Here is a 23,709-nt window from a genome sequence, read left to right as displayed (position 1 = left end):
GCGGCCCGTTTTTTTTTGTCCCGGCCAGTGGCGCTTTGGTCATACATCCATCGAGAGAAAGCCACGACCAATCGATACAGGACAATGCCTCACTTTCAAGCAATCCATTTTGCCAAAAACGCTCAAAAACCCCAGCAGCAGTCCACTCTTGGAAGCGGCGATGAGCGGAACTGGAGGAGCATATTCCTGTCGCATTAAGCGCATTCCATTGGCACCCTGTGCGTAGAACGAAGAAAATGGCGTTCATGGCGGCTCGATTATCGACACGTTTGCGATGCGTTCCCAACGGATGCTGGGTTTTATGCTCCGGGATCAGTGGTGCCATCTTTTCCCACAGTTCATCGCTAATCTGCCACTTGCTATTTGCCATAATTCACCCTCAGAAATGATCATGATGTATTATACAGTAATTCCTATTGAGATGGGCTCTAAGCCGCTAATACCCTCAGTGAATAGAAAAAGGAAAAAACAAATTATTAATGAGACCAAGAATGGTGCAATGATTTGATAACGACTTTTATTAAGTAGTTGAAGCTGGTGCAACATAGATAAATTTTTCTCTTTTGCTAGCTGCAGAAAAATCACATCGTTTGTGCTAAAGCCATTACTTATCATCTTGATAATTAATTCATTTTCATCACTCATGCTCCCAGTTAATGATGGTGATTGTTCTGTTTCCATTACTGGATAGAATCCAAACATCATACAAAAAAACTTACGATGGTACTTTTTTATTAAAAAGTGACATTTGAAAACTAATTTAGGGCGACATACGTAGAAAAATAGAGCTAGGATCATACTTGAGATTATGATGGCTGTTGTTATTCCAGCTATATTCTCTATGTGGTAAAAGGATAGAAAACAGAAAAGAAGTGAAAGTAAAAAAATAGAAATTGTCAGTATAAACAGCCTTTCAGTGTTGTATATTGATGATATGATTGATTTATTAGGGATTCTTAACATAGTAATTTCCTTCTCTGTGAACTTCTCAGTTCGTAGGATAGCAATCAGATTTTCCTCATTTTCCTGTTCGATACTATTTTTCTCTTCTTTCACTTTATTCACCAATTCGTTATGTTTAAATCATCAGTAGCCTAGCTTGTTAAGCAGGATGACCGAATAAGTGTTCATTTTTCAGCCTCGTCAGTTAAGCCCGCACATAAGACGGCCTCCAGATGAGTAGTATTCATGAGGCAACGTTTTCGTTTGTCAACAATACTGAGTTTCGTTGGCTTTTTACCTAGCATGTTCAATCCGAGATGGCTAAGCAGGATAAGTTTGTCGTGCCGTTATTTTTATAAATCTGGCAGGCATCTTCATCCATGCTGACATCCCAAACCCAGTGTATAGACTCAATCCCCCAGGGCTCTCTCACTGCATTGGTGGCATGTTCGGCTGATAACGCCTTAGGGATAAGGTAACAACGGGACGTTAAACTCAGCTCTTTGCCTTCAACCAAACGGACATTTTCAACCATCACCAGGCCTCGTTAACCCTTTCCACCTGCGGAAATCGCCATCAAGCACCTGTTGCATATTCCCATGCATGGCTATCATTCGACGGCGGTATGACTCAATCAATGCAGTCAGAAACACAAAAGCAGGCCGCAACTCGATAAACCTAAGAAAACAAGGCTTAACTATATAATTTCTCTCAGGTTATACGTTACACCGAGCAACGCCACCAGCAGCAAAAATAGTGCGGAAAGTAGCTCCATCGTGCGGCTATGTCGGGAAGGCATCCAACGTTTGATCGTTAAGATATAAATGCTGAGTATGCCAAGATCAATAACCATCCAAAGCAGGAATAACACCATAATGCTGGTGCTAAACTGGTCAGTGATTGAGATAAATTGGGGAAAGAACGAAACAAAAAACAGGATGTCTTTGGGATTGGAAATACCCGTAATGAAGCCTTTGATAAAAAAGCTACCGCTCTCGCTCGGCACCATTTCTACCGTGGTCACTGTCTTGGTTTGACCCCAAACAGCATACAGACTCTGCAGCGCAATATAGCCAATGTAGCAGGAGCCAACGATTGCTGTCAGGTTGAGCCAGATTGATGCGAGTGATACCACCCCAGTTAACATCAGTGTGGCCAGAGCAATTAGCACCAGTGAAGCACCGTTAGTGCCGATGGCGGTAGCAAAAGCTTTGCGGTGACCGTGACGGGCTGCCGTTCCAGTTATTAACGCTACCACAGGCCCCGGAGTCAGTAGCAAGACGACTACCGAAAGTATGTATCCCCCTAGTAAAGTCAAATTCACGATGTTTTTTTCCGATGATTAATGTGTAGTGGACAACGCGAAAAATTAGCAGCACCTGGTTCACTGAGTTGATACTGCTTCCATTCCGGTGATTATTGACATCAGTTGATAGGTTTGCTCGAAAACAGCTACACTCCTGGGCAACTGAAGGCCAAGCTCGTACTATCATGCTGCATCAAACATCCGCAATCAATATCAATGTGTTAATCCTATTACGAGGCAGTGATCACAGTGTACTGGCATGAACGACAACTGACTTTTGCGCAACGTAGTCATCAACTGACCAATATCAATGTCTGGACGCCCTGTGGCCAATGGCTGGTCTACGATGTACGACCGGATCCCAGCTCGTTTACTGGCTTGACGATCGAACGGCTACATCTGTCGAGCGGTAACAGCGAGGTGATCTATCAGGCGCAACATGGCGCACACGTTGGTGTCGTTACTGTCAGCCCACAGCGACCATTGCGTTATGTCTTTATTCATGGCCCTGAACACCCTGATGCCGAGTGGCACTATGATTTTCACCATCGACGCGGCGTGATTGTGCATGATGCCGATCGCGACGCTGCGATCACGCTCGATGCGATGGACATCACCCCACCCTACACCGCCGGTGCGTTGCGTGGCGGTTCGCATGTGCATGTGTTCAGCCCGGATGGCAGCCGCCTCAGTTTCACCTACAACGATCATGTGATGCATCAGCGTGATCAAAAACTGGATCTGCGTAATGTCGCCGTGGCGGTGCCATTGCGGCCGGTGTTACCGGTGCTACACCACCGGCGTGAATATGGCGGCAGTCATTATTGTGTGCTGGTGAGCCGCACTACACCGACACCACAGCCAGGCAGTGATCAGATCGACCGCGCTTATGAAGAGGGCTGGGTTGGGCAACAAGGCTATCGCAAGGCCGATGGCAGCCAGCAGCGCTGGGCATTGGCTTTTATCGGTGACACGCGCAGTGCGTGTGGCAACAAGGTGGCGGAAATTTTTCTGGTCGATCTGCCGGAAGATCTGGCGGCCTATGCCCAACCGGGTGATATGCCACTACAAGGGACGCCAACCGAGCTGCCAGCGCCACCGAAAGGGGTGGTTCAACGCCGCCTGACCTACACTGCCGAGCGCCGTTATCCTGGTCTGGTGACGACGCCGCGTCACTGGTTGCGCAGTTCGCCAGATGGCAGTGCGATCGCATTTTTAATGCGTGATGATCAGGGTATCGTTCAGCTCTGGAGCATCTCGCCGAATGGCGGGGCTGCACGCCAAATCACCCATAGCGCGCACGATATCCAATCCGCTTTCAGTTGGCATCCACAAGGTGATGATATTGCGCTGGTGTGTGATAACAGTGTGATGCTGTGTCAGGTTGCCAGTGGCGAGATGCAGAGGGTAACGGTGCGTAGTGCCGAACCACCACAACCTGAAGCTGTGGTGTTCTCTCCGTGTGGCAACCATATCGCGTTTATGCGCCGGATCGCCGGAGTGAGTCAGATTTTTGTTGCTTCTGTTTAGCACTCAGCAGCACGCTGAGCACGGACGAACCGTGCCAAGCGGCTTGCCCGTACTGCTAGCGTCGTGACGATATCCACAGTATCAAGATGCCAAGCGCGAACACCGCACCAAAACCGATGCCGACCGCGACGACCGGCGCACCCATTTTGATCACCAGTGAATAGAGGCCAAGCATCAACAGCATCGCGCTGTTTTCACCCAGGTTCTGTACCGCAATCGCGCTTCCCACGCCAACAGACGCCTTACCGCGCTGCTGTAACAGTGCATTGAGCGGCACGACAAAAAAGCCGCCGAGCACACCAATCAGCAGCAGCAACCCGTAGGCGTTCAGCATTGAAGTCTGTAGCGCAAACACCGCGACCACCACGCCGATCAAGATCCCGGCTGGCATACAGCGCTTGACGTTTTCCAGCGTGATAAAACGCGCGGCGATCCCCGCTCCGGCGACGATACCGACTGCAACCATCGCATTCAACATGGTTGGTGTTGCATTGTCGGTAATGCCCAGTGCCACTGGCACCCACAATACCAACAGGAAACGCAGCGTCACTCCTGCGCCCCAGAACATGCTGGTGCCAATCAGGGAAAAGCGAGCACCGCTATCGCGCCATAACAAGCGGCAAGCGGAGAAGAATTGACGCCCCATGCTGACAGGGTTCCACGAAGAGACTTTCTGTGCCGCCGGCAAGCGCGGAATATAAAAGTTGGCTGCAACTGCGGCGGCATACACCAGCGCACAGACCAGTAACGCCGCCAGCACATGCCAATCTGCCAACAGGCCACCCGCTACCGAACCAGTCAAGATCGCCGCAATGGTTGAGGCTTCCATTAGCCCATTGGCCTTCACCAGTTTGTCACCGCTGGTCAGTTCACCCAAGATGCCATACTTGGCTGGCGAGTAAGCCGCTGCACCAATACCGACTAGGCTGTAAGCCAGGAACGGATCTAGGCCAACACAAATTGCCAACGCACCAGCAAACTTCAACCCGTTGGCGACCATCATCACGCGCCCTTTGGAGAAATTGTCCGCAATTTGACCAACAAACGGCGCTAACACGATGTAGGTGGCAACAAACACCATTTGCAATACTGGCTGACTCCACTCTGGATAGAGTTGCTGTTTAATCAGTGCCAGTGCCGCGAACAGCAGTGCGTTGTCACCAAATGCGGAGAGAAATTGCGCACAAATCACCGCGATCATCGCGCGTGACATCAGTGGGCTAGCGGTTTGATTGCTCATTGCACAGCTCCTTGCTGTTCGGCCATCTGTCGTAAAGTGACAAAATCCGGTTTACCGCTACCCAGCAGCGGTAGTGCTTTAACCAAGCGAATATCGCGCGGCACTGCCAACTCTGGGCAACCCAGTTCGCGTGCAACACGCAACAGCGCCTCACGGTTGATGCTGCTATCGGTGGTGAATAAAACCAGTGCCTCACCTTTGCTGCTGTCACTTTTGGCGCTGGCGGCGTGCTGGCCTTCCGGCGACAGACGTATCGCCAACTGTTCCACGGTTTCCAATGACACCATCTCACCCGCCAATTTGGCAAAACGCTTCACTCGGCCACGAATGGTACAGTAACCCTGCTGATCAAAACTGACGATATCGCCGGTATCGTACCAACCGGGTTGCAACACGCCGTGTTCATCTGCCGCTACCGGTGGTTCAAGTTGACCAGGATTTTCAAACCGCAAGTAACCTTTCATGATGTTCGCCCCTTTCAACTGCAAGCGGCCACCCGATTCAATACCAGGTACTTTGATCAGACGCGCTTCCATGCCAGGCATAATGCGGCCAACCGTACCGATTTTGGCTGCCAGCGGGATATTGATCGAAACCACTGGCGCACACTCAGTAACGCCGTAGCCTTCCAGAATGCGCACACCATACTTATCCTGATAAATCTGCTTGGTTGTGTCAGAAAGCTTCTCGGCACCCGCGACCACATAACGCAGACGAGAAAAATCATAAGGGTGGGCAAAACGCGCGTAGTTATTAAGAAAGGTGGAAGTACCAAACAACACGGTGCAGTTACGATCATAGACCACTTCCGGCACCACTCGGTAGTGCAGCGGATTGGGGTAAAGGAAGATGCGACTGCCAGTCATTAACGGGGTGAACAGCCCTACCGTCAAACCAAACGCATGGAATAACGGCAGTGAAGACATAAAGCGATCTCGCGGTGTGAAATCAGAAATGCTGCGGATCTGTTCGACATTGGCTAACAGGCTGGCATGTGAATGTACCACCCCTTTCGGATGACCTTCTGAGCCAGAGGTAAACAAAATCAATGCAGTATCATCTGGCTGTTGTGGTTGCATTGCTCGCTTCGGCTGGAACAGATGCAGCAAGATCCACAGTTTATCCTGCCAGGTTACTGTATGTCTTAAATCCTCCAGGAAGTGCCAAGTCACTTCCGGCAACGCCTCTGGCAGGTGGGTCAAATTGCCCTTTTGCAGAAACTGGCGTGAAGTCACTACCGTTTTGATCTCTGCTGCCGTGATGGCACTTCTTAACCCGTTAACCCCAGCGGTGTAGTTGAGCATCGCAGGAATGCGGTTACACAGTGAAGCACCAAAAATGGTTGCCGCAGTGATAGTCGCGTTCGGTAGCAGCAAACCAACATGCTGTTTGGGTTGGCTGATACGTTGCAGAATGCGGCTGACACCGAGCGACTTTTTCAACAGGCCATGATAGCTATCCTCTTGAAACGCAATATCTTCAATGCAGGGCTTATAACGGCCATAACGTGCCTGAGCCGACAGTAATGCACTAAACAGCGTCTGTGGCTGCACACTATCCATCCGTGCTTGGCGCATAATCTGATAGAGGTGGTCTCCCGCCAAGGTGCGGCGATCGCGCGCGCGCGCAGCCTCTGGCATCGGCACAGTGGTCGCGGGCAAAATATGCAGGGTAATTGCTGGGAACCAGCGGATCTTGAAGATACCTTTCATCCGGCTGAAAGGGCTAAACTCGGCACCTTCGATACGAATCGGCACCACTGCCGCAGCCGATTTAGCAGCAACAAAAGCGGCACCATCGTAGACCTTCATCAGTGAGCCAGTCACGGTGATCCGCCCCTCAGGAAACAGCACAATCGGCCGCCCTTGCTCGATCACTCTGATCAACCGTTTGATTGCCATTGGATTGGTCGGATCAAGCGGCACAACATCAACATAATTTTTCAACAGGCGCAGTAGCCAGTGATTGGCCATCGCACTGTAGACAGCAAAAATCGGTTTGACTGGTAAAAACAGGCCAAGTAGCAGGCCATCAATAAAAGAAACATGATTTGGCGTGATCAACAACTTTTCATGCTGCAGATGTTTGGTGTCTCCAATCACCTTCACACGAAACAGTAAACGAACCAGCCCGCGCATTCCTGACAGTATCATCGCATCCTCTTCTAGTATCATTCGTATAAATTATTGATAAAGCAAAAACAAGATACTGCAAACAACAATCTAGACACAAGTGGAAACTTATTAACAATAGACGATACTGGATTGAAACAGTGCTGGAAGGCAGATCGCAGGCAAAAAAAAAGCCTACGCATCCGCGTAGGCTGGTGTAAACCATGAGGCTGTTGACACTCACCAATTAATAATTCTGGGAGGCTCAATGTACTTCGAGTGCCCGATTGCCGCTATCTGACAATCGCAACATTACAGCGCAAAGTGTAACGACTGGTGTAGTTTCTTGCGCTAATCGACATACCTCACGACAGTAAACGCAGTTAAACACTTGATAATGCCCAGCAAGAAAGATGAAATATATTATTTATCAAATAATTATAATAATCAGTATTGATTGTTGTAGCCGCATTTGTGCTCCTCATCGGGTTATGCAAATTTGATACCTGAATTGCTGAAAAACAGTGCAAGTACACCGCTACCAACGCTACAACCACCTTGCGCTAGCTTGAAAAGCCAATTTCATCACGATGCCGAGACAATCACCCTATGCTAGACTGCGCAATGTCTGCCGTTTTTAGCGCCGATCCGAGGCAGGCCGGTGCTAACCATAACGTCGGTAGAAATAAGCCGCTATTCTGAGATAACAGAGGGAGTTACTGATGATCACCATGCTGGATGTTGCCGCACGTGCCGGGGTTTCCAAGGCCACGGTTTCGCGTGTGTTAAATGGCACTGGGCAGGTGAGAAAAACTACCCGTGATGCGGTATTCAACGCAATGAAAGAGTTAGGATATCGCCCCAATTTTCTCGCTCAGTCATTAGCCAATAACCGCTCTAACAGCATTGGATTGGTGGTTTCAAATTTTGATGGGCCCTACTTTGGTCGTCTGCTGCGTCGCGCGGCTACGCTGATTGAAGCCAGCGGGAAACATCTGATTGTCACCAATGGCTACGACACGCCAGAGCGCGAGCTAGAGGCAGTCCGGCTACTGGCCGATCGCCGTTGTGATGCCATTCTGCTCTATACCCGCTTTATGAGTGAGGACACACTGATGACCCTGCTAGCGGAGTTGCCGCTGATGGTGATTAACCGTTACTTGCCTCGAGCACCAGAACGTTGCGTCTACTTTGAGCAGCAACAGGCGGCATTCAGTGTAGTTGACTATCTGATCCAACAAGGGCATCAGCAAGTCGCCTGCATTACCGGGCCAATCAATACGCCAACCGCGCAGGCACGTCTGGCCGGCTATCGCCAAGCATTACAGCAACAGCGACTGTTAGTGACAGATGCCCAAGTGATTGCCGGTGACAATAGCGTCGCAGGCGGCTACCTCGCCTGCCAGCACTTGCTAAGCCGTGGCGTTGCTTTCACTGCTCTGTTTGCCAGCAATGACGATATGGCGATCGGCGCAATGCAAGCATTACGGCAAGCCGGCAAACAGTTGCCAGAGCAGGTCTCTGTGTTTGGCTTTGACGATGAACCCTGTGCGGCTTATCTGCAACCGCCACTGTCGACCGTCTATCTACCGATTGATGCCATGATCGAAGCGGCGATTATGCAAGCCTTCCGCTTGATCAAAGGTGAAGTGCTGCCACCGCTGCCAGCTTTTATTGGTGAGCTAAAACTGCGTAGTTCCGTCGCTGCTGGGCCGTATCGCGACAACCCACTACAGAGTCTTTGACATCCAAGCAGTTAACTGTGGACTGTTATTAACACAGGTTATTGTTAATAAAAACAGATTACGACTATGTGGTGGGTGTTCCGCTTTGCCACTCTCAACCTGGATAGTGCCTCCCCCAACGGTTGAATACCGCAGGAGAGGCCAGTTGTTACAGCGAACCAGGCGCTGAATTAACGCCAGGCTTTAAAACAGTTAATCAGGCCATTGGTTGAACTATCGTGGCCACTAACCGGGTTGTTATCCGCCAGTTCAGGCAAAATACGGTTAGCCAACTGCTTGCCCAACTCCACCCCCCACTGATCGAAACTGAAGATATTCAGGATCACCCCTTGCGTGAAAATCTTGTGTTCATACAGCGCAATCAGGCTACCCAAATTGAACGGTGTCAACTTACGCAGCAGGATCGAGTTGGTGGGGCGGTTACCGGAAAACTGTTTAAACGGTGCAATATGCGCCACTTCTGCCGCTGTCTTACCCTGCGCGGCAAACTCCTGATCCACCTCAGCACGTGATTTGCCAAATGCCAGCGCCTGTGTTTGGGCAAAAAAGTTCGATAGCAGTTTAGCGTGGTGATCTGCTAATGGATTGTGGCTGATCGCTGGCGCGATAAAATCACAAGGAATTAACTTAGTACCTTGGTGGATCAACTGATAAAACGCATGTTGACCGTTGGTTCCCGGCTCACCCCAGATAATCGGCCCGGTCTGGTAACTGACCGCGTTACCGTTGCGATCCACTGATTTGCCGTTTGACTCCATATTGCCCTGCTGGAAATAAGCAGCAAAACGGTGCAAATACTGGTCATACGGCAGGATCGCTTCACTCTCCGCAGCAAAAAAGTTGTTGTACCAGATACCAATCAACGCCAATAGCACTGGCAGATTCTGTTCCGGCGCACAGGTGGCAAAATGCTGATCCATCGCATGGGCACCGGCCAGCAACTGCTCAAAGTGCTCAAAACCGAGTGACAGCGCGATCGGTAAACCAATCGCTGACCACAACGAATAACGGCCACCCACCCAGTCCCAGAACTCAAACATATTGGCGGTATCGATACCGAACTCCGCCACTGCTGTGGCATTGGTCGACAGCGCAGCAAAATGTTTCGCCACATGCTGTTGCTGCCCGGCAGTCGCCAGGAACCAGTCACGCGCACTGTGTGCGTTGGTCATAGTCTCTTGTGTGGTGAATGTCTTGGAAGCGACCAGAAACAGCGTCGTTGCCGGATCAAGCTGCTTCAATGTTTCGGCAATATGTGTGCCATCAACGTTAGAGACAAAATGCATCCGCAGATGGTTTTTATAAGGGCGCAACGCCTCAGTCACCATATACGGGCCAAGATCGGAACCGCCAATACCGATGTTTACCACATCACTGATTGGCGCACCGCTATAACCGCGCCACTCACCACTAATCACACGCTGGCAGAACTGCTTCATCTTCGCCAGCACCGCATTCACCTGAGGCATCACATCGTGACCATCGACCAAGATCGGGGTATTACTGCGATTACGCAGCGCAACGTGCAATACTGCGCGATCTTCTGTCCGGTTGATCTTCTCGCCGGCAAACATGGCATCAATGGCACTTTGCAACTCAGTCTCGCGCGCCAGAGCCTGCAATTTTTCCATTGTCTCACTGGTGATCAGATTTTTAGAGTAATCGACCAGGATCTCCTGGTTAAAGGTGGCTGAAAAACGGGAAAAGCGCTCACTATCCTGGGCAAACAGGTCACGCATTGAGACATCTTTCATCTGGGCAAAATGTTGTTGTAACGCCTGCCAGGCAGCGGTAGTAACCGGATTAATATTCTTCATAACCACACTCTATCTACTGAAAATAACGTTAATGATCGATTGTAGCCTGTCAGCCGCTGATTATGACTTCATTTCTCACTTAAACAGCAAACTCGTCCTGCTAGCCGGCCATTCTACCCTGCTATTCGGTCGGGCGCAGCAGCGCCAGAGTGGCAGTAACAGGCAATAGCGTTAACCAAACACTCCGCTAACCGTTACCCGAACTCCAGCGGCTACCGACAATACAGAAAAAGAGCCGTGCTGCTCGTTGACAGTGAAAGATAAACCCGTTATTTGTATAGCCCAGTTACTTCAGCCAGTTGCCTGGCAGCCGCGACAGTTTCTAATCGCAGCCTGAGTAACTGTAGATGTAACATACACCTTGCCGCACTCGCTGTGTGCGCAGTGTGTGTAAAGCCAGAAGAGGTGCATCGCCCAGGTAGCGTGTTAGAGGAGCCGGTATCCAACGACAGCACGACAAGGGGGAGCGATGCCGAGGCGGAATGGGCACGGCACTCATTGCGTCGACTGCAGGGGCTGAATCCCCTGAGTTGTCACCGTAGGTCACTTTTGTATACCCTACAGCTGCAAATTGCCGTAGGCGATCGGCGGATCTGTTGAGTTTCGTGCTCATTCGATCCGCAGCTAACGCCTAATCCTTTTCAGCATGTGGATATCCATTATTAAGAGTGGTCAGCAAGGTGGAGCGCTTCTGGGTGTAACGTAGCCTCAACCTCTACGCCTGCCCCCTGTTTATCGCTCTTCACTTGTGCCAAGGCTATGGAAACCCAATGCCATCCAGAGATGGCATCCCTGACACGAGGTTTTAAATGAATCAAGAAGTTCCACAACATGCTGTCGTGGTGGCAAAGTTTGGCGGTACCAGTGTTGCTGATTTTGATGCCATGAATCGCTGTGCCGATGTCGTTCTCTCCAACCCCAATGTTCGTCTGGTGGTGCTCTCCGCCTCTTCAGGCGTGACCAATCTGCTGGTCGCCCTGGCTGAAGGGTGCGAAATTGAACAACGCACCCGCCACCTTGATGAAGTACGCCGTATTCAGTACGCGATTGTCGATCGCTTAACAAACCCGACCATCATCCGCGATGAGATCAACAACATGCTGGAGAGCATTGCCCGCTTATCTGAAGCGGCTGCGCTCGCCACCTCTGCTGCGCTCACCGATGAACTGGTCAGCTACGGTGAACTGATGTCGACACTCCTGTTTGTCGAGATCCTCCACGAGCGTGACGTCACTGCCGAATGGTTTGATGTTCGCAGCGTGATGCGCACCGATGATCACTTTGGCCGCGCTACACCTGATTGCGCCGCCTTGGCCGAACTGACCACTAACCTGTTAAAACCACGCTTACAGCAAGCACTCGTGATCACACAAGGCTTTATCGGCAGTGAAGCCAAAGGGCGCACCACCACACTGGGCCGTGGCGGTAGCGACTACACCGCTGCGCTGCTCGGCGAAGCGCTGAATGCCAGCCAAGTTGATATCTGGACCGATGTCCCTGGCATCTACACCACCGATCCACGCGTCGTCCCTGCAGCTAAGCGGATCGACGAGATCGCCTTTGCCGAAGCCGCCGAAATGGCCACCTTTGGTGCCAAGATCCTGCATCCGGCCACCCTACTGCCTGCGGTGCGCAGTAATATTCCGGTATTCGTCGGCTCAAGCAAAGACCCAGCGGCGGGCGGCACCATGGTGTGCAGCAGCACGGCAAACCCGCCACTGTTCCGCGCTCTGGCACTGCGCCGCAAACAGACTCTGCTGGTGCTGCACAGCCTGAGTATGCTCCATGCACGTGGCTTCCTGGCAGAAGTGTTCAATATCCTGGCGCGCCATAATGTCTCGGTAGATCTGATCACCACCTCTGAAGTCAATGTCGCGCTGACCATCGACACCACCGGTTCAACCACCACCAGCGGCAGCCACTTAACCAGTGCATTACTGACTGAACTTTCTGCGCTGTGTACAGTAGAAGTAGAAGAAGATATGGCGCTGGTGGCACTGATTGGCAACAAGCTGTCACAGGCTCGTGGTGTTGGCAAAGAGGTATTTGGTGTGCTGGAGCCATTCAATATCCGCATGATCTGTTACGGTGCCAGCAGCTTCAATCTCTGCTTCTTGGTGCCTGGTCAAGATGCAGAAAAAGTGGTACAGACACTGCACCAGAATCTGTTTGAGTAATCTCCTGCCCCCAGTCCACACGGCTGGGGGCGCTGTTCGCCAACATCGCACGTCATCCCAAATATCTTGCCTGCGCGTGTAAATCAACATGTTGCAATTATCCGTACTCAGTCAGATGAGTTGGATGCACGTTTTTTGCGGTATGTGTTCGTCAGTCCTGTGATGCAGAACCATTTATTAGCTCTTGCTTCAGCAGGAGCGACAAGAAACGCGCTTACCAAGGGAATGATCGAATCCTTATGTATAGGGGTTCCCCCCATCAAAGAACAACGCGCTATTGCCCACATCCTCGGCACGCTGGACGACAAAATCGAACTCAACCGCAAACAAAACCAAACGCTGGAGGCGATGGCGCGCGCCTTGTTTAAGCACTGGTTTATCGATTTTGGCCCTGTACGCGCCAAAATGAAAATGAATGCACAGACAACATCCTTTTGGTGTTTAGGTTAGACCAAATTTACCCATAACCAACAACACACTGTGTGGTATCAATGAATCAGGTTGAGAACGTGCTACGGTGGTGATCGGTTTGCTGATGGGAGCGATGCGATGACAGAGAGCCGTTTTGCAGTGATCATTGTTGGTGCCGGGGTGGCAGGCTGTAGCGCCGCGCTGTTACTGGCGCGTGCAGGTATCAACACCTTGTTGCTGGAGCGCGGTAGCGAGGCTGGCAGTAAAAATGTCAGCGGTGGCCGTTTGTATACCCATGCTTTGGCACACATGGTGCCCGAGTTTGCCGCTAGCGCACCGCTGGAGCGGCAGATCAGCCAGGAAAAACTCTCACTTCTGAGCAGCGATAGCGCTGTTACCCTCGACTATCGTCACCCTACCCCGGTCTCTTATAGTCTGCTGCGCGCCCGGTTTGATGCTTGGTTGATGGCGCAGGCGCAAGCTGCCGGGGCACACTGCTTAACCGGCGTGCAGGTTGATCAACTGTTGTTGCAACAGGGTCGTGTTGTCGGCGTGCAGGTTGCTGGTGAAGCGCTGTTGGCCGATTGTGTCATGGTGGCTGAGGGGGCGAATAGCTTGCTGACGGAACAGGCCGGGCTGCAACCAAAACCGGCAGCCAATACTATGGCGATCGGGGTGAAAGAGGTGTTAGCGCTGGCGCCTGAACGGTTAGAGGAGCGTTTCTCACTCGAGGGCAATCAGGGCTGTGCTTGGCTGTTCGCCGGTGCAGCGACACAGGGCAAGATCGGCGGTGGTTTTTTGTATACCAATCGCCAGAGCCTATCGCTCGGGGTGGTCTGTCATCTCTCTGAGTTGGCTGATAGCCGTGTTGCTCTGCCGCAGATGCTGCAACAGTTTAAGCAGCATCCGACTATTCGGCCACTCATCAAACAGAGCGAGCTGTGTGAATACAGTGCTCATCTGCTGCCTGAAGGTGGGCTGGCCAGTGTGCCTAAGCTGGTTGGCAACGGTTACCTGCTGTTGGGTGACTGCGCACGCTTTTGTGTCAACCGTGGTTATACGGTGCGCGGCATGGATCTGGCGATGTTGTCCGCGCAGGCAGCGGCAGAAACCGTGATTGCCGGTCGGCCGCTGGCTGACTATCCGCAACGTTTACAACAGAGCACACTCTGGGCGGTGATGCAGCGCTATCGCCGTCTGCCGCAGATCATGCTGCGATCACCACACTGGTTTAACCGTTATCCGCAATTGGCCGCCAAGGTGCTGAATGAGATGTTCTGTGGTGATCAACAGCCACCGAGCGCGCTGTATCAACTGTTATGGCGCCATGCGCGGCAGATTGGTCTGAAACAACTGGTGAAAGATACCTTTAATGGGATGCGCAATTTATGAATTATCCGGATCTGAGCCATAACATTTATCAGTTTGAGCCTGAGCATCAACATATCATTCTGGCAACAGCCGCCGAGCACGCGATGCTGCGGCGTTTAGCGACAGCGTGCCCTGCTGGGCTGTATCAGTTCCAACCTGATGGCAGCCTGCATTTTGAGTGGCAGGGCTGTCTGGAGTGTGGCGCTTGCCGTTTGCTCTGCGACGCAGAGACGCTCAGTCGCTGGCGCTACCCCAACGCAGGTTATGGGGTGATATTTCGCTTTGGCTGAAGTTTGGCCACCAGTGCCGCTAGCACTGGGTTCATCTCGCCAACAATGCCAACATCAGCCTGAGCAAAGATCGCCGCTTGTGGGTCGTGATTGATGGCGATAATCAGTTTGCTGTGGCGAATGCCGATGGCAAATGCCGGCGCACCAGAAACCCCGGCGGCAATGCAGATCTCTGGTGCGATGATTGCGCCGGACATGCCAACCAGGCGATCCATCTCACACCAGCCATTCATCACTACCGGGCGGCTGGCAGCAAATTCTGCCGATAATGCCGTTGCCACTTGCTGTAAGTAAGCAACATTCTGCGCACTGGCTGCACCTTGGCCAACCACCAAGACGCGACGTGCTGTCAGTAATGCGGGTGGCTCGCTGATCGGCTGCTGCTGACGGTGCAATAGCCAGTGCGTCGCGGGTGTCTGGTTGGCAGTAACAGGCTGTGCCGCTAGCGGTGTTGCCTCCAGTGCCAGTGGCTGGCTGGCAGTGCGTGCAACACTCAAGCACCAAGGGGCTGCCGCCATGCGCAGTTGTGCCTTGAGATGGTTGCTATAAACCGCTTTACTGACCAAACACTCGGTCGCGCTGAGTGCCGCTTGTGTCACCTCACAACATGCAGAGCCGCCACAACGGTATGCCAGACGTGTCGCCCACTCGCTACCGGCTTCACCAGCAAACAGCAGTAGCGAAGCAGCAACCTGTTGTTGTAACTCTGTCAGTAGCGCCAGGCGCGCTTCGCTGACATTGGCGGCTTTTAACCAGCGCAGGGCTGAGAGTTGCAGAACAGCGTGTTGTGGAGTCGAGGATTGTGGAGTCGAGGATTGTCGGGCCGAAAACTGGTCGGCGAATGTTGGCACTTGCAGCGGTTCGCTTTGACTGAATAACCACAGTTCTACTTGCGCGTGATGCAGCTCACTACGTTGCAGAAACTGTGCAATTTGACTAGCGTGCTGTGAAAACTGGTGCGCATCCGCATCCAGAATAATCGCGATTTTGCTCATTACCCGCGCTCCGCCAAGTAGTGTTGATAAAGCTGTTCTACCTGCTGTTCGAGGTTCTGCCCGGCCAGGATGAGGCCAGCTCGCGGCTGTGCATTAGGTTGTAAGCTACAGAGCTGCACATCGGCTGGCAGCGGTGTACTAATGCCGAAGTCGTCTGGCGTTAACCGTTCGATCTGCCGTGCCGCCGCGTTCAGTTTCTGTTTCAGTGTCGGCACACGCAATGCGCTGGCAGCGGCAGCATTCGCCACCACCAGCACCAGCGGCGGTAGCACGGTTAGGCACTCTAGCCCCTGTTCAGTTTGGCAGGTAACCTGTAGCGCCCCCGGTTCAGTCGCCACTGCAAGCTGGCATACACCGCGTAGGCAGGGCCACTGCAAGCGTTCAGCCAGCATAAAGGCCGTTTGGCCATTCTGCCCTTCCAGGCTTTGGGCACCCAGCACGATCACGCTCTGGGCGTCGCGCTGTTGGTAAGCTGCAATCAGTGCTGCGATGGTGGCTGGGTTAAGGCGTAGATCCCACTCTGGTGGTGGCTCAATGCGTACCGCTTGTTGATACTCTAGCGCCAATAGCTGTTTCAAGGCCGGTTCAGCGGTGCGATCAGCGATTGTTAATGCCGTTAGATCCAGTGCCATTTGATCGCGCAGCATTAACACCAGCTCTGCGGCGCTTTCATCGTAGCCGGTCAACAAACGCCGCACGTGGCGAGTATCAATCTGCTGCTGGTGATCTGGCTGCCAGTCGGCAGCGGACAGCATCGCCAAATCAGGACTTATCTTTAACGCCAGTAACAGCTTCATAGCTTAGCTTTCCTTTGAGCCTGCTTTCACCACCGAGGCGTTGACCAGTGTCAGACCTTTGGTCTCTGGCGCCCACAACATCGATACCAGTGCGCCGAATACCAACACAGCGGTGAGGATCAGCATGGTGTTCTGCAAACCAAGATTCACCAACGCCAGCGGCAGCAAACCGGTGCCTATCGCTGAACCAAGGCGGCTCATGGCGGTGGCAAAACCCACACCGAGTGAACGGATATCAGTTGGGAAACTCTCAGCCGGAAATACACCCACTAGATTGCTCACTGCCGAGATGGTTAGCGTAAATAGTGCAAACAGTAGCAGCATCAGCAGCTCACCACTCGGCACAAAGGCCAGTGTGCCCAAGCTGAACGCCAGTAACCAAAAGGCCCCAATCAGAAAGCGGCGGCGTGGTAGCCATTGGGTGCAGGCAATGCCAAGCAGCGCACCTAGCACCAGTAGGCCATTCAGTAGCAGATCGGTAGCAAAATTTTGATCCAGTTTTAGCGTGTTCAAAATCGAGGGCAAGAAAGTGTAAATGGCAAAATAGGGGATCACGAGGCAGACGAAAAACAGGCTGTTGAATGCGGTGCGTCGCCAATAACGTGCTGAAAATAGGGTGTAGAGGTGGCGAGCAGTATTAACTGGGATTTCATCGTTCAATACCACATGCGGCCCAAAGTGGCGGCGTACCACTTGATAAGCTTCGGAGATGCGCCCTTTGCGCATCAACCAGCGCGGTGATTCTGGGGTGCCGATACGCAGTAGCATAATCAGTAGCGCCGGGATCGCACTCGAAGCCAGTAACCAACGCCAGGCATCACAGCCGAAATCGGCCAGCATATAGTGGCTGACAAAGCCAGCAGCGACATAGCCGAATGTCCAGATCACACTGAAGGAGCCGAGCAGGATGCCGCGCTGTTTGCGCGGTGAGAATTCGGCCAGCATGGTGTGCCCGACGGCATAATCGCCGCCCAAGCCGATGCCAACCAGTACCCGTAACCAGAATAGCTGTTCGGGGGTGTCGGCAAAAAATTGCAGCGCCGATGCCAAGGTGATGATCACAAAGCTGAAGGTGAAAATTTTCTGTCGGCCAACGTAATCCGAGATCCAGCCCAACAGTAAGCTACCGAGAAACAGGCCAATCAGTGCCGAGCTGCCTATCATTCCTTGCCAGAATGGGGTTAATGCCATCTCTGTTTTTAATTGTGTCAGTGCAAAACCGATCACCCCAAGCACGTAGCCGTCGGTCAGGTGAGCACCAAAGGTCAAGCCGGCGATTTTAATGTGAAAGGTGTTGAGTGGAATGTCATCCATATGCACTTGCTGAGGGGGTGTTGTGTTCATTATCTGCTCCATTTATTACTTTGATTCCAGGGGGATATGAACCGACTTAAGCTGGGTAGTGTGATTGATTGCTGATCATTGCTGCTGCTCCATCTGTGTGATGTTCAGCAATCGGCAGTGCGCTTAAACGCACAAGGCCCGGAAACCGGGCCTTGGCGAAAGTGCTACTCTTCTATCGGATAGATAGTTCCGGTATTCATAATCCCATTTGGATCAAATACCTGCTTCAATCCTTTCAGGATGTAATACGCACTGCCATGCTCATCTTTGGTCCAGTGCACCCGGTGCTTGCCGATGCCGTGGTGGTGCACCATCGATCCCCCTAGCCTAATGGTCTCTTCAACAATGATCTTGTTGAGCGGGTTATGGTATTTGTCGATCTCCTCTTCCGGCTTGCAGTCGACCACGTTGTAATCGTAAACGAAGTACATGTTGGTGCCGTTGATGTAGCTGTGCGAGGAGTGTCCGCCCAGCATAGTGATATCGTCTGCATGAGGAAACTCTGTTCTAATGCGTTGGATCACATTCTGGTAAATAGCGTTGATTGTGCTCCAGTCACCAGATACTTCAGTAGTAAACCCCATATTTTTAGTTTTCATAATCTGCACACGCTCGGCAGCAACTTTGTCCGGCCCCCAGTTCAGGTTGTTGAACCAGGTTTCGATCAGTTTGCTGTCAACCTGTTGGCACTCTGGATAGCGCTGCACAATCTGCTCGATACCGGCGCCGGTCGCTTGGGCGATCGCTTTTGCCCCTTCGGCCATAAAGATCAGTACACATTTGCCGTCGGCAAAATGGGTAAAGTGCTGTGAACCATCTTCGGCATCGTACAGGCGCGCAATTGATGGACGATAACCTTCAACCATCACTTCACGCAGGATGTTGAAGCCCGTCTGCATATTTTCCAGTATGTAACCGTAAAACAGGTTATTTTCCGGCATGTATTTGAAGATTTTTACTGTAACTTCAGTAATGAAGCAGAGTGCGCCTTCATTGCCAATGATCACATGGCGGATATCTGGGCCAGCAGCACGGCGCGGCACATTTTTTATCCGTGAAATGGTGCCGTTTGGAAACACGGCTTCCAAGCCGACCACCATGTCTTCAATCGCACCGTACAGGGTGGAGAACTGGCCAATACTGCGCGTTGCCACCAAGCCGCCCATTTGTGCCAGTGGCTTAGACTGTGGCGAGTGCCCAGTAGTGTAGCCTTTGGCGCGCAGTTGGTTTTCCAGCACTTCCAGCGGTACACCACACTGTGCCGTCGCCTGCATGTTCTCAATGTCGATTTTGATGATGTTGTTCATCTCGGAACCATCAAGCACCACTGAGTTTTCAATCACCGTTTCTAGGCCGCCTTCAGTAGCGGAAGAACCGGTGCGCGGTACCCCAGTAATGCCATGCTGGTTCATAAACGACAGCACGGCAGCAACCTGTTCGCTGTTGGCTAATTTGACCACAGCGGCTGGCAGTGGCTGAGTAAATACACCGTGAATATCGGCATATTTCCGAAAACGGTCTACGCTATTTTTCTGTAATACTTTCTCATCGGTAATCACGCGCTCGGCACCGACGATCTGTTTTAATTTAGCGACAATCTCTTCACGCGACAAAGACATAACAACCTCATTTTAATTTTTAACCAAATTTTTAGCCTAATTGGACAACGCTGCGGTTAACGCACTAAATAACCACCATCGACCACTAATAGGTGTCCATTGACATAATCAGAGGCGCGGCTGGCCAAAAATACCATTGCTCCCATCAGATCCTGTGTTTCACCCCAACGGTTAGCCGGAATATGATCCAAAACACGCTGGTTGGTTTCTGGATTTTTACGCGTTTCTACCGTGATATCGGTCGCATAATAGCCCGGAGCAATGCCATTAACCTGAATATTGTATTGCCCTAATTCGTCGCAATAGGCTTTGGTAAAGCCAGCAAGCGCGTGTTTGGTGGCAGAATATGCCGGTGACCACTGCCCACCTAAATAGGAGAACAGTGAGCAGATATTGATTATTTTGCCCTGTTTTCTTGGGATCATGACTTTGGCAGCTTCGTAACTCAGCTCAAATGCCGCAGTCAGGTTAATGTCGATCATTGGGTCCCAATCTTCACGACCAAAATCCAGCACCTTGTTCAATTTGCAGATACCGGCGTTATTCACCAGAATATCAACTGCGCCGAAGTGCTCCAGGCACTGCGCAATCACTTTTGCCGGTGCCCCTTTTTGTGTGATATCGACTTGCATAAACGCCACTTTCACCCCTTGCTGCTCAATCAGCTCGCGGGTTTCCCCTTTGTCGACAATAAAACTGGGGATAAATAAATTAGCGCCCGCTTTCGCCAACGCCACAGCAAATGCTTGCCCCAGACCACTGTTGCCGCCGGTGACAATTGCTGTTTTGCCTTTCAGTGAGAAGAAATCTAACGAGAACTCATTTAACGCGCTCAGTGACATGATGTGCCCCTTGGTCTGGAAAAAACGCAAAAAAAAAGAGAAAAGCAATCTTCCCCGCATTCGGCAGAGAAGTTACTTTTCTCATTATCTCTAGTAACTGGGGAAAAAAATTAGCACAGCCGCTATCCATCATTCTGTGATGAATGTCTCATTTTAATCACTGACTTGTTAGCCGCTATTTTTTTTGCAGCATTTGGTTTTGTGACATTTCTCACAGATGAATTTCATCACGCTATGCTATTTAATAGCCCAGTTACTGAAAGAGACGAAGAGAAAAGTAACTTCCTGCACTGCGGGAAGACTACTTTTCTCTTTTTTTGTTTAATCATCTATACCCAAGCTATTTTTCATACTGTCAGTACTGGCAAGATGAAAAACAAGCGGTATATTTACACGGAACCTTACCATGGAAAAACATCGTTATAACCGTTGGTTGACGCTGGCAATCATCAGTATCAGCGGCGGTGTAAGTTTCGATCTGGCCTACCTGCGCTACATTTATCAAATTCCAATGGCTAAATTCATGGGCTTTAGCAATACCGAAATTGGTTTTATTATGAGTACGTTCGGTATTGCTGCAATTGTTCTCTATGCCCCGAGTGGCGTGATTGCCGATAAGTTCTCACACAAAAAGATGATGAGCAGTGCCATGATCGTCACCGGCTTATTGGGGGTGTTAATGTCAACCTATCCACCATTCTGGGTGATGGTGCTGATTCAGGTTGTGTTTGCGATCACCACTATTTTGATGCTGTGGTCGGTGTCGATCAAAGCCGCTTCACTGCTCGGTGACCATAGTGAACAGGGTAAAATCATGGGCTGGATGGAAGGGCTACGTGGTGTGGGGGTGATGGCGCTGGCCGTGTTCACCATGTGGGTGTTTTCACGCTTTGCACCTGAAGATCCCAACAGTCTTAAGACGGTGATCCTGATCTACAGCGGGGTTTATATCCTGTTAGGTGTGCTGTGCTGGTTTGTGGTGAGTGATGGCTTTACCAGCACCAGCAACCAAGATGAAGAGCAGCATAAGTTCGATATTAAGGATATCTTTTTGGTACTGAAGATCAGCACCACTTGGTATTGCAGCATGATTATTCTCGGCGTTTATACCATCTATGCCATCCTCAGCTACTCAACCAGCTACCTGACCGAAATGTATGGCATGACGCTGGTGGCTGCCAGTTATATGGGTATTGTGATCAATAAGATATTCCGTGCTATTTGCGGCCCGCTCGGCGGGGTGATCACCACCTACACTCGGCTGAAGTCACCAACACGGGTGATCCAACTGCTGGCGGTGGTCAGCGTGATCAGCCTGACGGTGTTGTTGATCACCAATCAGAAGCCACTCTCCGTGGCGGTCGGTATCGGCTTGATCTTGATGTTGGCTTTCACCTGTTATGCCTCACGCGGCCTCTATTTTGCCTGTATCGGCGAAGCAAGGACGCCCAAGTATATCCTTGGCACCACCGTCGGTATCTGTTCGGTGATCGGCTTTCTGCCTGATGTTTTTGTCTATCCAATCATCGGTCACTGGCAAGACAGCCTGCCAGCAGAGCAGGCCTACCACAATATGTGGCTGATGGGTTTGATCGCCACCGGTCTGGTGCTGCTGTTTACCTTCTTGTTATTTAACAATATTAAACATGCCGAAAAACAAGAGCACGTCGCCCAAACGGCCAACAGATGATTCTTTGAAATTATGGTGACCAGATGAAAAACAAATACTTAATGGGTGTAGATGTCGGCACTCAAAGCGCAAAAGTGGTGATTTTCGATCTCGATGGCAACGCTATCTGTGAGGGAAAACAGCAGTTACGCAAGATGGATATTCCCGCACCTCTGCTGGCTGAACATCCGGATGATGATCTCTGGGATGCGTTGAAGGTCGCCTTTCGTCGGGTGATGCAACGCTTTTCTGACCGTGGAGGCAGTGCGCGCGATATTTTGGCAATGGGTATCTGTATTGTGCGTTGCTGCCGGGTGTTGCTGAAAGAGAATGGTGAGTTGGCGTATCCAGTGATCAACTGGATGGATAAGCGGCTGAATAAACCCTACGAATATATCGATGCCTATCGTGGGGTGAAATATGTCACCACAACCTCGGGTTACATCACCCATCGTCTGACTGGCGAATTCAAAGACACCTGTGCCAACTATATCGGTTGGTGGCCGATGGATAATGATCGCCTTGACTGGAGTGATGATGTCGCGCTTTGGCAAAGCTGTAATCTGACCCGAGATCAAGTATTTGATTTGGTGAAGCCCGGAGAGATCCTCGGCCATATCACAGCACAAGTCGGCCAGCAGCTCGGTATTCCTGCCGGTATGCCGGTTGTAGCAACGGCGCACGACAAAGCGGTCGAAGCGCTGGGAGCAGGTTCGCTGTCGGAAGGGGTGGCGTTGATCTCGTTGGGTACCTATATCGGCGCGATGGTGCATGGCCACGCCAATGTAAAAGATGCCCAGCACTTCTGGCCATTCCAGGCTTCGATCCCCGGGCGTTATCTCTATGAGTGTATGGGGGTTCGGCGTGGTATGTGGACGATTAGCTGGTTTCGTGATCAGTTTGGTGCTGCCGCAGTCTCGGAGGCACATGATGCGGGTATCAGTATCGAAGAGCTACTCAACCAGGAAGCCGAGCGTGTGCCTGCAGGTTGTGAGGGGCTGATCACGGTGCATGATTGGGCGCCCCCTTCAGAAGCGGAGTTCCGGAAAGGTGCGATGATCGGCTTTGATGGTCGCCATACCCGTGCGCATATGTATCGCTCGGTGCTGGAAGGGATCGCCTTCACCATGAAGAACCATATGGATAAGATGGCAAAGGAGTTGAACACCCCATTCAAGAGTCTGATCATCTCTGGTGGCGGAGCCAACAGTGATCTGTTCATGCAGATCTTTGCCGATGTGTTTGGTATTCCCGCTTGTCGTAATGAGATGAAGGGTTCAGCAGCGGTGGGTTGTGCAATCAATGCCGGTATGGCGATGCAGGTGTTTAACGATTATGAGCAGGCGGCAGAAAAGCTGGTGCGGATCGGTGATCGCTTTCTGCCAAACATGGAACATCACCATTTCTATAACCAACTTAATCAGCAGGTTTATCAGCAGGTCAACCAGCATCTCGATCCGCTGTTACAGGCATTGAGCCCGCTGGTTGATTAGTCCCCGTTCA

The 23,709-nt window shown here is 51.4% G+C and carries 18 protein-coding genes, 2 pseudogenes and 1 riboswitch; of the genes and pseudogenes, 8 read left to right on the top strand and 12 right to left on the bottom strand.

What is annotated here, in order from left to right; genetic code table 11:
* From EOJ37_RS07355 to EOJ37_RS07340, 4 genes and pseudogenes are all read right to left on the bottom strand, one after another.
* The coding region (locus tag EOJ37_RS07355; RefSeq protein ID WP_127959285.1) for an IS5 family transposase at positions 1-370 on the bottom strand (370 nt) is incomplete at its 3' end.
* 29 nt (positions 371-399) lie between these two features.
* Positions 400-1,056 (bottom strand): hypothetical protein, encoded by a 657-nt coding sequence (locus EOJ37_RS07350; protein ID WP_127959284.1) that lies wholly within the window; start codon positions 1,054-1,056, stop codon positions 400-402.
* 71 nt (positions 1,057-1,127) lie between these two features.
* Positions 1,128-1,523, bottom strand: a pseudogene (locus tag EOJ37_RS14825) (ISAs1 family transposase); the annotation flags it as partial.
* A gap of 116 nt (positions 1,524-1,639) precedes the next feature.
* Positions 1,640-2,266 (bottom strand): LysE family translocator, encoded by a 627-nt coding sequence (locus EOJ37_RS07340; protein WP_127959282.1) that lies wholly within the window; start codon positions 2,264-2,266, stop codon positions 1,640-1,642.
* Between the two features lie 231 nt (positions 2,267-2,497).
* On the opposite strand from EOJ37_RS07340, the gene EOJ37_RS07330 reads away from it, so the two are divergent.
* Entirely contained in the window at positions 2,498-3,778 is a 1,281-nt protein-coding gene (locus EOJ37_RS07330; RefSeq protein ID WP_127959281.1) for a YidR family protein, read from the top strand.
* 55 nt (positions 3,779-3,833) lie between these two features.
* On the opposite strand, the gene lplT is transcribed toward EOJ37_RS07330, so the two are convergent.
* Together lplT and aas are read right to left on the bottom strand one after the other, a co-directional pair.
* Complete coding sequence (gene lplT / locus EOJ37_RS07325) at positions 3,834-5,018, bottom strand: lysophospholipid transporter LplT (protein WP_127959280.1); 1,185 nt, start codon at positions 5,016-5,018, stop codon at positions 3,834-3,836.
* A complete protein-coding gene (gene aas / locus EOJ37_RS07320) occupies positions 5,015-7,171 on the bottom strand; it encodes a bifunctional acyl-ACP--phospholipid O-acyltransferase/long-chain-fatty-acid--ACP ligase (RefSeq protein WP_127959279.1) in 2,157 nt (718 codons plus the stop codon). Before aas ends, lplT begins: the two co-directional genes overlap by 4 nt.
* 680 nt (positions 7,172-7,851) lie before the next feature.
* On the opposite strand from aas, the gene EOJ37_RS07315 reads away from it, so the two are divergent.
* Complete coding sequence (locus tag EOJ37_RS07315) at positions 7,852-8,874, top strand: LacI family DNA-binding transcriptional regulator (RefSeq protein WP_127959278.1); 1,023 nt, start codon at positions 7,852-7,854, stop codon at positions 8,872-8,874.
* Between the two features lie 170 nt (positions 8,875-9,044).
* Here EOJ37_RS07315 and pgi read toward each other — a convergent pair whose 3' ends face one another.
* Positions 9,045-10,691, bottom strand: a complete 1,647-nt coding sequence (gene pgi / locus EOJ37_RS07310) for a glucose-6-phosphate isomerase (protein WP_127959277.1) — start codon at positions 10,689-10,691, stop codon at positions 9,045-9,047.
* Between the two features lie 392 nt (positions 10,692-11,083).
* Positions 11,084-11,248: riboswitch (Lysine riboswitch) on the top strand.
* Between the two features lie 252 nt (positions 11,249-11,500).
* Between pgi and lysC the strand changes: the two genes are divergently transcribed.
* The 4 genes and pseudogenes from lysC to EOJ37_RS07290 all read left to right on the top strand — a co-directional run bounded on the left by lysC (position 11,501) and on the right by EOJ37_RS07290 (position 14,940).
* A complete protein-coding gene (gene lysC, locus EOJ37_RS07305) occupies positions 11,501-12,868 on the top strand; it encodes a lysine-sensitive aspartokinase 3 (protein WP_127959276.1) in 1,368 nt (455 codons plus the stop codon).
* Between the two features lie 51 nt (positions 12,869-12,919).
* Positions 12,920-13,318 (top strand): annotated as a pseudogene (locus EOJ37_RS07300) (restriction endonuclease subunit S); the annotation flags it as partial.
* Positions 13,319-13,417: 99 nt separating this feature from the next.
* Positions 13,418-14,671, top strand: coding sequence for an FAD-dependent oxidoreductase (locus EOJ37_RS07295; RefSeq protein WP_127959274.1), 1,254 nt, complete (start codon positions 13,418-13,420; stop codon positions 14,669-14,671).
* Entirely contained in the window at positions 14,668-14,940 is a 273-nt protein-coding gene (locus tag EOJ37_RS07290; RefSeq protein ID WP_127959273.1) for a ferredoxin family protein, read from the top strand. The genes EOJ37_RS07295 and EOJ37_RS07290 overlap by 4 nt, the downstream gene beginning before the upstream one ends.
* On the opposite strand, the gene EOJ37_RS07285 is transcribed toward EOJ37_RS07290, so the two are convergent.
* The 5 genes from EOJ37_RS07285 to EOJ37_RS07265 form a co-directional block, all read right to left on the bottom strand.
* Positions 14,913-15,935, bottom strand: coding sequence for an electron transfer flavoprotein subunit alpha/FixB family protein (locus EOJ37_RS07285; RefSeq protein ID WP_127959272.1), 1,023 nt, complete (start codon positions 15,933-15,935; stop codon positions 14,913-14,915). The two genes, EOJ37_RS07290 and EOJ37_RS07285, sit on opposite strands and share 28 nt — an antisense overlap.
* Positions 15,935-16,732, bottom strand: a complete 798-nt coding sequence (locus tag EOJ37_RS07280) for an electron transfer flavoprotein subunit beta/FixA family protein (protein WP_127959271.1) — start codon at positions 16,730-16,732, stop codon at positions 15,935-15,937. Before EOJ37_RS07280 ends, EOJ37_RS07285 begins: the two co-directional genes overlap by 1 nt.
* A gap of 3 nt (positions 16,733-16,735) precedes the next feature.
* Positions 16,736-18,076 (bottom strand): MFS transporter, encoded by a 1,341-nt coding sequence (locus EOJ37_RS07275; protein ID WP_127959270.1) that lies wholly within the window; start codon positions 18,074-18,076, stop codon positions 16,736-16,738.
* A 164-nt stretch (positions 18,077-18,240) separates the two neighbouring features.
* Complete coding sequence (locus EOJ37_RS07270) at positions 18,241-19,695, bottom strand: FAD-binding oxidoreductase (protein WP_127959269.1); 1,455 nt, start codon at positions 19,693-19,695, stop codon at positions 18,241-18,243.
* Positions 19,696-19,751: 56 nt separating this feature from the next.
* Complete coding sequence (locus EOJ37_RS07265; RefSeq protein ID WP_127959268.1) at positions 19,752-20,537, bottom strand: SDR family oxidoreductase; 786 nt, start codon at positions 20,535-20,537, stop codon at positions 19,752-19,754.
* Between the two features lie 406 nt (positions 20,538-20,943).
* Between EOJ37_RS07265 and EOJ37_RS07260 the strand changes: the two genes are divergently transcribed.
* Both EOJ37_RS07260 and EOJ37_RS07255 read left to right on the top strand, forming a co-directional pair.
* Positions 20,944-22,227, top strand: coding sequence for an MFS transporter (locus tag EOJ37_RS07260; protein WP_127959267.1), 1,284 nt, complete (start codon positions 20,944-20,946; stop codon positions 22,225-22,227).
* Between the two features lie 23 nt (positions 22,228-22,250).
* The gene (locus tag EOJ37_RS07255) at positions 22,251-23,699 is read left to right on the top strand and encodes an FGGY-family carbohydrate kinase (RefSeq protein WP_127959266.1); all 1,449 of its coding nucleotides are present in this window, start codon (positions 22,251-22,253) and stop codon (positions 23,697-23,699) included.
* Positions 23,700-23,709 lie beyond the last annotated feature (10 nt).

Origin of the sequence: Serratia microhaemolytica, assembly GCF_004011885.1 — a bacterium.
Classification (GTDB): domain Bacteria; phylum Pseudomonadota; class Gammaproteobacteria; order Enterobacterales; family Enterobacteriaceae; genus Serratia_G; species Serratia_G microhaemolytica.
The sequence above is the reverse complement of the archived record's forward strand: the minus strand, read 5'-3'. Positions and strand labels throughout refer to the sequence as shown.